This window comes from Protofrankia sp. BMG5.30 (assembly GCF_001983005.1).
Classification (GTDB): domain Bacteria; phylum Actinomycetota; class Actinomycetes; order Frankiales; family Frankiaceae; genus Protofrankia; species Protofrankia coriariae.
In genome coordinates this window covers 16,113-27,153 of sequence record NZ_MOME01000058.1, presented here as the reverse complement: position 1 = coordinate 27,153, position 11,041 = coordinate 16,113, and the positions used below count along the sequence as shown (strand labels likewise).

At 64.4% G+C, this 11,041-nt stretch carries 11 protein-coding genes; all 11 read right to left on the bottom strand.

Annotation, left to right across the window (positions count from 1 at the left end; translation table 11 throughout):
* On the bottom strand, positions 1 to 475 hold a 475-nt coding region (locus tag BL254_RS22855; RefSeq protein ID WP_139342463.1), incomplete at its 3' end, for an ABC transporter ATP-binding protein.
* Positions 476 to 516: 41 nt separating this feature from the next.
* Positions 517 to 1,041 carry a h domain protein gene (locus BL254_RS22850; RefSeq protein WP_139342462.1) on the bottom strand — a complete coding sequence of 175 codons (525 nt, stop codon included), beginning with the start codon at positions 1,039 to 1,041 and terminating at the stop codon, positions 517 to 519.
* A 17-nt stretch (positions 1,042 to 1,058) separates the two neighbouring features.
* Positions 1,059 to 1,808 (bottom strand): hypothetical protein, encoded by a 750-nt coding sequence (locus tag BL254_RS25455; protein ID WP_139342461.1) that lies wholly within the window; start codon positions 1,806 to 1,808, stop codon positions 1,059 to 1,061.
* A 5-nt stretch (positions 1,809 to 1,813) separates the two neighbouring features.
* On the bottom strand, positions 1,814 to 3,160 hold the full coding sequence (locus BL254_RS22840; protein ID WP_076845088.1) for an MCE family protein: 1,347 nt from the start codon (positions 3,158 to 3,160) through the stop codon (positions 1,814 to 1,816).
* Complete coding sequence (locus BL254_RS22835; RefSeq protein ID WP_217699348.1) at positions 3,157 to 4,446, bottom strand: MCE family protein; 1,290 nt, start codon at positions 4,444 to 4,446, stop codon at positions 3,157 to 3,159. The genes BL254_RS22840 and BL254_RS22835 overlap by 4 nt, the downstream gene beginning before the upstream one ends.
* Positions 4,446 to 5,702, bottom strand: coding sequence for an MCE family protein (locus tag BL254_RS22830; protein ID WP_076845084.1), 1,257 nt, complete (start codon positions 5,700 to 5,702; stop codon positions 4,446 to 4,448). The genes BL254_RS22835 and BL254_RS22830 overlap by 1 nt, the downstream gene beginning before the upstream one ends.
* A gap of 2 nt (positions 5,703 to 5,704) precedes the next feature.
* On the bottom strand, positions 5,705 to 6,727 hold the full coding sequence (locus BL254_RS22825) for an MCE family protein (RefSeq protein ID WP_254858442.1): 1,023 nt from the start codon (positions 6,725 to 6,727) through the stop codon (positions 5,705 to 5,707).
* A gap of 38 nt (positions 6,728 to 6,765) precedes the next feature.
* Entirely contained in the window at positions 6,766 to 7,881 is a 1,116-nt protein-coding gene (locus BL254_RS22820) for an MCE family protein (protein WP_052914264.1), read from the bottom strand.
* Positions 7,878 to 9,110 carry an MCE family protein gene (locus BL254_RS22815; RefSeq protein ID WP_076845080.1) on the bottom strand — a complete coding sequence of 411 codons (1,233 nt, stop codon included), beginning with the start codon at positions 9,108 to 9,110 and terminating at the stop codon, positions 7,878 to 7,880. Before BL254_RS22815 ends, BL254_RS22820 begins: the two co-directional genes overlap by 4 nt.
* Before the next feature lie 4 nt (positions 9,111 to 9,114).
* Entirely contained in the window at positions 9,115 to 9,957 is an 843-nt protein-coding gene (locus BL254_RS22810; RefSeq protein ID WP_076845079.1) for an ABC transporter permease, read from the bottom strand.
* The gene (locus tag BL254_RS22805) at positions 9,957 to 10,730 is read right to left on the bottom strand and encodes an ABC transporter permease (protein WP_052914299.1); all 774 of its coding nucleotides are present in this window, start codon (positions 10,728 to 10,730) and stop codon (positions 9,957 to 9,959) included. Before BL254_RS22805 ends, BL254_RS22810 begins: the two co-directional genes overlap by 1 nt.
* Positions 10,731 to 11,041: the final 311 nt, after the last annotated feature.

Genomic DNA, 11,041 nt, shown 5'->3' with positions numbered 1-11,041 from the left:
CGAGCACGAGCGCTCTGGCCAGACCGGCGCGCTTGCGCATACCGCCGGAGATCTCTCCGGGGAGCTTGTTCTCCGCGCCCGTGAGCCCGACCAGCTCGAGCTTCTCCATCACAATCCTGCGGATTTCGGTCTCGGACTTACGAGTATGCTCCCGTAACGGAAACGCGGTGTTGTCGTAGACGTCCATGGAACCGAACAGCGCGCCGTCCTGGAACAACACACCGAAAAGCTTACGCAGCTCATAAAGCCGATTCTCGGAGCATCGGATCAAGTCGGTGCCATGGATGATGATACTACCTTGTTCGGGTTTCAGCAGACCAATGATGGACTTGAGCAACACCGATTTTCCAGTGCCCGACGGCCCGAGCAGCACACTGATCTCGCCCGGGGGCAGGGTCAGCGTGACGTCGCTCCAGATGTTCGCCTTGCCGAACGACTTGCTTAGATTTTTGATCTCGACTTCAACACCGGTCATCGATCCCCCTATACGTGGCACTACACAATGAGCGTCGGCGTTCATACCGGGGTGAGCTCGGCGACCAGCCACTGCCCACTGACTCGTTGGAGGGTCATCCGGACCCGGCTACCGTTGAGCACGGGATCCTTGCTCGCCGCCGATTGCGTGGTCTGGTTGAGGAAGAACAGCAGGGTCACCTTGTCGGGACTGTCAGCGGAGATGACCGAGGACGCCGCGACGCTCGTCTGGGTCGTCACCTGTTGTTTGACCGCTGCTGGCATGACAGTGTCCCGCATGAGCACGGAATACTCGTCCTTGAAGTGCCCGGTCAGCAGATCGTCACGTTTTCCAAGATCGGACACTGGAGAACGGTAATCGTAGGACAGCAGGGTCACAGCCATCTTCTCGCCGGCCGTCCTGCCATCCGCCCTGGCCTGCTCGACCGTGTTGTGCCGATCGGTCGCCAGCACCAGGATGCCCAGCCCAACGGCGAGTACGACCGTGAGCGACCCGAGCCCGATGAGAACCGTTCGCGGATACCGATGCGCGGTTCGCCAGATCGCCCGGGGGTCTCCAATCGCCACCATTTTCCGTAAGGCCCTCACGGCACGAAATCCACTCGTGAGACCAGCCAGGATCCGTCGCCGTGACGTTCCATCTGTAGCGCCATTCGGTAGGTTCTGACCTCGCCGTTCGACACCGCCGTGTTCCGCACGGTGGACTGCACGGCCAGAATGATGTGTGCGATGTTCGCATTGATGTCCTGCACGCCGGCCTCGGTGACCTGGCCGGTCGTGACGACCTGGTTCTGCTTGACAATATCAACGTAGGAATCGAGGTTCTGGGTGAACAGATTGCGGAAGTCGCCGGTCGCGCCTGAGATGAGCCTGTTGACGTCCGCGTCCGCGGTGTTGAAGTTGATCGACGTCAGATTCAGCGCCACCTGACGGGCGGCGGCCACAGCATCGTTGCGGCGGGCATCGGCGGCGTGGCCGTTCTGCCAGCGCAGACTGAACACAACCGTGGTGGCCACAAGCACGACAACAAGCACCGACAATGCCACCAACGCTATCCGGAACGCCCGCCCCCGCCTGAGCGGACGCGATCCTTCGGCCGCGGATGCCGGCGTCACCGAGGCCGGATCGTCGCTGACCGGACCGTCCGGATTCGGGAGCTCGCCGCCGCCCTCATTGTCCACGAATGCCTCGTCCGGCTGTTCTTCGGCGAGTGTCCGGACCTCCTCTCCGGTCTTCGCGTCCCTGGTCGTGGACCTGGGATTGCTTTCCCTCGTATCTTCGGCGGGTTCCTCGGTATCGTGTTTCGGCAGGGCCTCCGGCACGTCGTGGGTCAACAACGTCACCGCTCGGCCGGAGCGATCAGTAGTCCTTGCCATGTCAACTCCCTCTGCTGAGGCGGTGGTGATCCGACGGCTCCGAGCACCGTAAGGGGACCCTCGAGGATAGTGATCCCGCCGAGACCGGTCTCGCCGGGAACGAACACGCCCTTCCCTGTAATCGGCTTTTCGCCATCGCCCCGGCACGCCTGGATCGTCCCTGCCCGCCGTCCAGGTGGAGAGCCCGGCTCGAAGCACTGCAGGTTACGCGCTCCCCGCGTCACTCGCGGGTCGTTCTGGGGCAGCTTGCAGTACGAGTTCGCAGGCAACTCTTCATCGCTGAGGACGTTCGAGGGACGCGGACCGCCCGGCTGACCCTCCGGTACCCATCCGTCCATACACGACGGCGGGTTGACGTCAGTCTCGAGGTTGAACTTGAAGACCCCGGGCGAGAGGTACTCGGGGGCCGTCGTGAGGTTCTCGACTGTCAGCAGCGGATACACGACGAGGATCTGCTCGATGGGAGCGTTGTAGGCTTTCGCCAGCTTGGCCAGCACGTCGGTGCTGCCGAGCAGGGTTGGCGTGGTCAGGCTCAGCTGCTGGAGAAGGTCGCCTGCCCGCCCAGCCGCTGGGGGCACATTCGCCAGCATCGCCCGGATCTGCGGGTCGTCCTTCGCGAGCGTGYCGGTGAATGACGACAGGTCATCCGCCCATTGCCGGATGGACGGGTCGCTCTGCCGGATGGCGTCCAGCAGAGCCGGGGCGTTCTGGATCAGCTGCCGGGTCGGCTCGTAGTTGGCGTCCGCGGCGTCCAGCAGTGCCCTGGTGTTGTCGGCCAGCCGCCCGAGATCCGGACCAAGTCCGTCAAAGGCCGCGGCGGCCTCGTCGAGCACGGTGGTGAGGCTGCGCGGATTCAGCGACGTGACGAGGTCGTCCACACTGTCGAGCACGGACGCGATCGGGGGCGGAGTGCTGGTCTGCTGCATGTCGATCCGATCTCCGTGCCGGATCGGAGGGCCGGGGTTCGCGGTCGGGACGAAGTCGACATACTGCTCGCCGATCGCCGAGACGCTGTGCACCTCGGCCCGGCTGTCGCGCGGCGGGGCCTTGCCCTTGTCGATGGACAGCGTTGCTCGGACTCCCGTCGGGATGAGGTCGATCTTCTTGACCTTGCCGACGGTATAGCCGCGGTAAGTAACGTTCGCGTTGGGGTAGAGGCCCCCGGTCGACGGGAAGTCGRCCGTCACCTGGATCTGACCGACGCCCAGGAGCGTCGGAACCCGGAGGTACACCAATATGATCATGAGTGTCGCGGCCAGGGTGAGAATCGCGAACGCCACAAGCTGGAAACGCACGAATCTGGTGATCATCGGCCTGTTCCCCCGCCCAGGAGCCCATTGAGGAGGTCTCCGAGACCGCTGTTCGGTTGCTGTGTCGGGGACGGCGTCGGCGAAGGCTGGGCTGGCGGCCTGGCCGGTTCCACCCCGCGTTGATCCGCTGGTACCGGCTTGGTGCCGCCTTCGAGTGCCGGTCCGGTGACGCCGGGGACGCCGTTCGGCAGGACCGGTGCCGTCAGCGGGTTCACCGCCTGGCCGGCCAGCCCCATCCCGGCCGCGAGCAATTTCTCTATGTTGCCCAGCTGGCCCGCGAACGGTGTGCCGGTCAGGAAGTTGCGGTCGAGTGTGCCGAGGGTGAGGTCGAGGGTCATGTAGAAGTTGATGAAGTCGCCCTTGATGACGTCGCCGAACGTCTTGAGTGGGAACAGGGCGGTCCCGATCATGTCCAGGGAATTGGTCAGGGACTGGCCCGCGTCGGCGAGCCCTTTCAACGAAGGCCCCAGGTTGTCGATGTTCTGGGCCAGTGCGTCACCGCCCCGGCTGACCACGTCGTGTGCGGCGTCGCCGAAGTTCGACAGCGACTGCAGGGTGTTGACCAGATTGATCCGCTCCCGGTTCAGCACGTCGAGTGCGGGGGGCAGGTTGTCGAGCGCGGACTGGATCTGCCCGTTGTAGGATGYCAGATTGCCGGCCATCCGGTCGAGCCCGTCGATCGCGCGGACGATGTYGCCCTTTTGCTTGTCGAGCCCGGTGACAAACGTGTTCAGCTGGGTGAGCAGATCACGGAACTGTGGTTCCCGTCCCCCGAGTGCCMGGTTCAACTCCGTGGTGATCGTCTTGAGGTTCGCAAGCCCGCCACCGTTGAGCAGCAACGCGACCGAGGCCAGGAGGTCCTCGGTGCCGGTGTACTTCCCGGTCTGTGCGAGCCCGAGCGTCGAACCCGGCGCGAGCCTGCCGGTCTCACCCTCCGCGGGACGGTCGAGCTCGATGTACTTCGCGCCCAGCAGGCTGGCCTGACCCACCCGAKCCGTCGCGTTCGCCGGCAGCACCACGTCGGGGTTGAGCCTGATCGTGACGAGGGCGTGCCATCCGTCGAGCTGGATGGACTTGATCGTCCCCACGTTGATGTCGTTCAGCCGGACCGGGTTGTTGGGCACCAGATCACCGACATCGGCCATCTCGAGCTTCACCTCGTAGGAGCCCGGCCGCGAGCCTTCCGAACCGGGCAGGGTGAAGTCGTTGAGCCCCTGATAATTACAACCAGTAAGCACCAGGCCCACGGTCATGGCAAGGATGGGCCAGCACAGCAGCCGCCTCATCATCTGCCTCCAGACGGCGGGACGAGCAGACCACCCAGGCCGGGCAGGCCCAGGTCGGGCAACAGCCCCTGGTTGTTCGCGGTGGCGTTCGGCGGTGGGTCGACGCCCGGCCGTTCGGCGGGGCCACCGCCGCCGGGCACTACGAGCGGGTTGACGCCGATGGGCGGCTGCTGGACGCGCAGGACCTGCAGCAGCGGGGCCAGGTAGTTGGCACAGGCCGCCGCGGCGTCGCCCGGGTTCTGGGTGAGGTTGGCCGCGTAGGCCGAGCACACCAGGTCGGCGGGGTTGTTGAGGTTGTCCACCACGAGGGCGCCGGTGTAGGCACCGCTACGTGGCGAGAAGATCTGCCAGAGGTTGGTCAGCGTGTTCGGCCCGACGTGCAGCACCTGGGCGATGTCATCACGAATGCCGGCCAGGCTCCGGGTCAGCTGACCCAGCTGATCGACCGAGGTCTCCAGGGGTTGGGCGTTCTCCGCGAGGAACTGGTCCACCTGTACCGCGGCGTCGTTGACCCCGGCGATCGCCTGAGTGAGCGCGTCCTTGTTCTCGTCCAGCACCCCGGCCACCGAGCCCAGCTGGTCGTTGAACTCGACGATCTGCTGATCGACCGCACCGAGGGCCGTGACGAAGGTTTGCAGGTTCCGCACGGTCGCGAACAGGTCGTCGCTGCCGGAGGCCAGAGTTTGCGCCGCCGCCGACGCTTCCCTGATCATTGCGTTGAACTTCGCGCCCTGACCATCTTGTGCGTTCTTGGCCATCGTGTCGAGAAATCGGCCCAATACGCCCTGGCTGCCGTCAGGAGCAGGCCCGAAGGCCGCCGATACCTTCTCCAATTCGGACTTGAGGTCGTCGAACTCCAGCGGTGACGCGGTCCGCTCCAGGGAAATGGTGCCCCCGTCGGGGAACCTGGGCCCGCCGTTATAGGCCGGGGTCAGCTGCAGGAACCGGGTCGCGACCAGTGTCGGTGAGACGACCGCGGCCTGCACGTCCGCCGGGAGCGTGTACTTGCTGTCGTAGCTGAAATCCACCCGGACCCGGCCGGGCTCGGGACTGATCGCGGTGATCTCGCCGACGTCGACGCCAAGGATCCGTACCCGGTCCTTCGGGTAGATGTTCTTCACGTTCGCGAAGTAGGCAGTACMGGATTTGTGCCCGCCGAGGACGAAAAAGGAGAGGACACCGGCGGCGATGGCGAGCACCGCCAGGATCGTGACGATCTTGCGCGCACCCTGGGTGGCGCCCATGAAGCGTCGCATGATCAGTTCACTCCTTGACCGATGATCTGACCGAGCGGCGGAACGGGCAGGGATGGCGCCGGCTGCTGAGGGAACGGCGACGGGATAGCCAGCCCCGGGATGAACTGTGCCGTCGGGAAGACCCCCAGTCCGCCCACATCGGCGACACCGGTGAAGAACGGTCCCGCGGCGATGCCTTCGCCGAGACCCGTGATGAAGGTCGAGACCCGCTGGATCGCGGAGATGATGTTACCCTCGTTGCTCCGCAGAATCCCGATGGTGTGGTTGAGCTTGTCGAGCGCCGGCTTCAGCTTGTCGCGCTGCTCGCCGGTGAAGCCCACGATTTCGTTGGTGAGCTGGGCAGTCCGGTTGAGCAGTTGCTGGATGGTGTTCCGCCGGGCGTTGAGCTCGGCCAGCAGGAGGTTACCGTCCTGTACGAGCGATGTGAGCTGCTTTGACGTGCCCGCCAGTACTCCGGTGACCTGCTGCGCGTGCTGGAGCAGCTCCCGCAGCGCCTGGTCTCGGGAGGCCAYCGTACGGGACAGCCGCGTGATCCCCTCCATGGCCGGGCCGATGTCGCCGGAGGTCTGCGCGAAGGCCTGGCTGAGCGTGTCGAGTGYCTGACCGGCGTCATCGACATTGATCTCGCCTGTATGCCGGGTCAGATCCTCGAGGCCCTGCGTGAGGCTGTATGGCGCCTGTGTACGCGAGGACGGGATCGCATCGCCCGGAGACATCTTCCGGGTGCCGGTGGAGACGATTCCGAGTCGCCGCTCGCCGAGCAGGGTCTCGGTCTTGATCTGGGCGGTCGACTGGTCACGCAGTATCACGCCTTTCGCGGTGAACGTGACCTTGACCTGATTGCCCTTCAGTTCGACATCGGTGACCTTGCCGATCTTCGTGCCCGCCATCGTCACCGTGTCGCCGGCTCGGAGCCCGCCGGCCTCGGTGAACATCGCCGAGTAGCTGTCGCCGGCGATGATCGGCAACGCTGCCAACTGGAACGACCCGTACAGCAGACCAACCAGCGCCGCGATGCCGACCACCGCGATCGTTACCGGGTTGCGCTCCCGAAATTTGATCATCATCGCGCATCACCGCTCAGCTTCTGCTTCTGTTCACGCTGTGCCGGGGTTTCCAGTGGAGCGGTCCCGAACTTGCAGCGGTCCGCGTTGGGGGCCGGACCGATGTAGGGGGTGTAGAACGGTTGGCCGTTGGGACCGGTCAGTTTCAGTCGCAGCGAACACACGTAGAGGCCGTAAGTGCTGCCCCGCGCGCCGACCCGGCCGATGCGCAGGTAGGCCCCGGGCAGCATGCTCAGGGCCGCGTTGATGTCGGCTTCGCCCGCGTTCGCCTGCGATGCGGCCCGGTCGAGCTGGGTGACGGTGTCGCGCAGCGGCCCGCGGACCTTCACCAGCAGATCGCTGAGGGAGGTCACGAGCTGGTTCGAGCCGGCGAGCGAGTCACCGAGCCGGCCGCGATCGTTCGCCAGGCCGCTGACCAGCGTCTGGAGCCGGTCGATAGTGCCCTTCAGCTGCGGCCCGTGCTGGTCGAGCGTGCCGAGCACGGTGTTGAGATTGTCCACCAGCTGCCCGATCACCACGTCACGGTCCGCGAGGGTGTTCGTCAGCGACGCCGCTCGCTTCAGCAATGAGTCGATCGTCCCGCCCTGCCCCTGGAACACCGACACGATCTCGGTGGACAGGCTGTTGATCTGGTCGGGAGCAAGGCCTTCGAACAGTGGGTTGAATCCGGCCAGCAGCACATCGAGGTCCAGTGCGGGAGCGGTCTGCCCGATCGGGATCATGCCGTTCTTGGCTAGTGGCGCGGATGGCCCGTCCCCCTCCCGGATCTCGAGAAACCGGTCACCGGTGAGGTTGAGGTAGCGGATTGCCAGACGCGCGTTCCGCGGGATCTGCCGACTGGCGTCGACATCGAAGGTCACCACCGAGCGTGCGCTGTCCTGGACCTTGACGTCGTGCACCGTGCCGACCTTCACCCCGGCGATGCGGACCGTCTGGCCGGGCCGGAGGCCGGAGGAGTCGCTGAAGACTCCGGAGTAGCGGCGGGTGTCGTCGAGTCCGAAGCGCTGGCCGAGCTCGATCGAGATGAACCCAAGGACCAACAGGGTCGTGACGAGGAAGATAGCGCTCTTGATCAGCGGCCCGGTGATGGCCAGTGCGGATTTGCGCCCGGTCACCGCGTGCCTCCCTGCAGCTGCGCCGTCTCTTGGTCCGTCAATGGCGCGCCTGCCAGYGGACCGAACAGCTGCACAACCAGCGGCGGATCCCCTACACGCAGCCGGTTGTCACCGGGGTACGGATTCGCCTCGCCGCCCTTGTCGAAGTCCTTCGTGGCCTCCGTCGGCACCACGCGCCCGTCGTAATGCGGCAGCCCATAACACTTCGGACCGATGTCGGCGGACATGTTCGGGAGGTTCTGCGGGTTCTTGTACATGACATCTCCCGGCTCGAACTGGACGAGACCGGTGATGCCGGGGACCTTATCCTGCGTGGCGAGCATCTGTTTGTCCGCCTTGTCGATGCCTTGCAACAGGCAGGYGAACTCCGGCGAGTACCGCTTCAACAAAGCCGTCGTGGGTAACGCGTTCTGCACGACACTCACCAGGGCATCAGCGTTCTGCCCGAAGAAGACACCGCCCTGGTTTCCGGTCTTGYTCACCTGGAACAGGAAGGAGTCGAGCTGAGCCTGCTGCTCGACCAGCGTCCGGCTCGTCACCGTTACGCTCTCGAGGATGTGTGACAGGTCCGGAGCGATGTCAGCATAGAGGTTGGCGACATCAGCCGTCCTGGAAAAGTCACTTTGCAGCTGCGGCAAGTTCTCGTTGAACTTGTTCAGATAGGCGGCGAGGTCGGCGCCGGTCTGCCCGAGCTCGTCACCGCGCCCCTGCAGCGCGCCGGCCAGGTTTCCCAACACCGCGCTGACCTTCGCCGGCGAGGCGGTGTCCAGGATGCGCTGGAGATGATCGAACAGTGTGTTGACCTCGACGGCCACCCGGTCCCCGCCGACCTGGTCACCAGCCTGGAGAGTGCGTGTGGTGGGATGCTCGGGATAGGTCAGCTCGACCGACTTCGCGCCGAACGCCGTGAGCTGGTTGAGYTGGACTCCAACGTTAGCCGGGATGTCCTTCATCTTGTCGGGATCCATCTTGAGCGTGATCAGCACACTTCGGCCGTCCTCGGTGCGTGTCATCGACCCGACATGACCCACGTCGACACCGCGCAGCTGCACCCGATTACCTCGATACATCTGCAGTCCGGTGCGGTCGGCGCGCAGCGTGACATCCACAGTGCTGATGAATGCTTGCTGGTATGCGGCGATGCACAGCGCACCAAAGCCGCTCACGACCGCGATGAGTATCAACGCATAAAGCCGTAGCCGCACCCGGCCGAACATCGATGTCTGCACAGCGCTACCCCGAGATCCGAAACGCGTCGGAGTTCGCGTACAACGCCATYGCGATGCACAGCTCAATCGTCATGACCGCGATGAGCGAGGTCCGCACCGCGCGCCCGACCGCCTGGCCGACACCAGCCGGGCCGCCGGAGGCAGTGTAGCCATAGTAGGTGTGGATCAGAATGATGACTATCGCTATACCCACGGCCTGCGCGAACGCGAACATGACATCCTGCCACTGCATAAACGTGTTCATATAGTGGTTGAAGGTACCCTCGGAAAGCCCGAAGAAGTTGACCTGGGTCACCTTCCAACCGATCCATCCACCGACCATGGCCATCGCGAAAATCGGAATGATAGTGATCATTCCGGCAACCAGTCGGGTCGTGACCAGATAGGGCAGCGAACGCACAGCCATCACTTCGAGAGCGTCGATCTCCTCGGCGACTCGCATTGCACCGAGCTGCGCCRTGAAACCACTGCCAACCGTCGCGGCAAGCGCGGCACCGGCAACGATCGGAGTCAGYAGCCGCGGGGTGATGATGGCAGAGGCGAATCCACCGAGCGCCTCGAGCTGGAGGTTCTTCAACGCATCGAAGGTCTGCACCCCGCCRGTAACACCGGCGAATAGTGTAATGAAAAGGGTTATGATCGACGAACCACCGATCACCGCGAGGGCGCCAGTGCTCATCCCCACCTCGGCGATCAGTCTGACCTGCTCGGTCTTGTAATCCTTGACCGCCTTTGGTGTCCAGRCCAGTGCCTGGCCGTAAAATGAGGCTTGGCGGCCCAGGTCGTCCAGCAGCCGCAGTGGCACACCAAAGACGTGGACCAGACCACGCCGAAATCCTCCAGCCATCAGTGGTTCCCTCCAACGATCCCCAATGAGTACGGCACCTGGGTCAACAGGATGTTGAGCGGGAACAGCGCCAGGAAAGTGTAGACCACGGTCTCGTTCACCGCGTTGCCCACACCGCGTGGGCCGCCGGCACAGGTCATGCCGCGATAGCAGCCGACGAGGGCACCGACCACACCGAAGGCGACAGCCCGKAGCTCACCGTGCACCAGGTCTGCGAACCCGACCAGAAGCTTCATCGAGTCCACGTACTGCCCTGGACTGGCTTCCTGGAGGAAGACCGCGAAAAAGAACCCACCAGTCAGGCCGATCAGGATCATCACGCCGTTGAGCAGAAACGCGCACAGGGCGGTCGCGAGCATCCGGGGCACGACCAGCCGCTGTATGGGATCGATGCCCAGGACCATCATCGCGTCAAGTTCTTCACGGATCCGGCGGGCGCCTATGTCCGCGCAGATGGCCGTCGAACTGGCTCCGGCGATGATGAACGTCGTCGCAACCGGGCCGATCTGGGTGATCGTGGCGAGGCCCGAGCCGGAACCGCTCAGGTCGATCGCGCCAAGCTCCGACAGGATCAGGTTGAACTGGAAGGTGACCAGCGCGACGAACGGGATACCCAGCAGAATGGCCGGACCGAGTGAGACACTGGCGACGAACCAGGTCTGCTGGATGAACTCGCGCCATTGGAACGGCCGCCGGAAAACGGCGACGAACGTGTCGAGCGTGAACGCGAAGAAGTTGCCGATCGGTGTGGCGATTCTGGTAAGCGAGATCATGGCCATAAAGGGCACACCACCTGGGGCGCAACGCCGGCACAGAAACGATCACCAACCGGAACGCGCCTGCCGGAAGCCGAAGCGGCCGGCAGCGCGCATCGACGGTCCGTGGATCGGCTCAAGCAGGTCGGCACAGTTGCTCTCAGCACTGAGAATTTCCCTTCAGCTACAGCCCCGGTGGTCGCGAAGAGCGAGATCAGCGGACCGGTGGACCCTGACATCAGGCGTTGTTCGTCTTGCTGGGGATCGACCAGTCGGGATGCGGGTCGTGGATCCGCGACTAGGGCGTCCGACAGTATGAGCACTCGGGA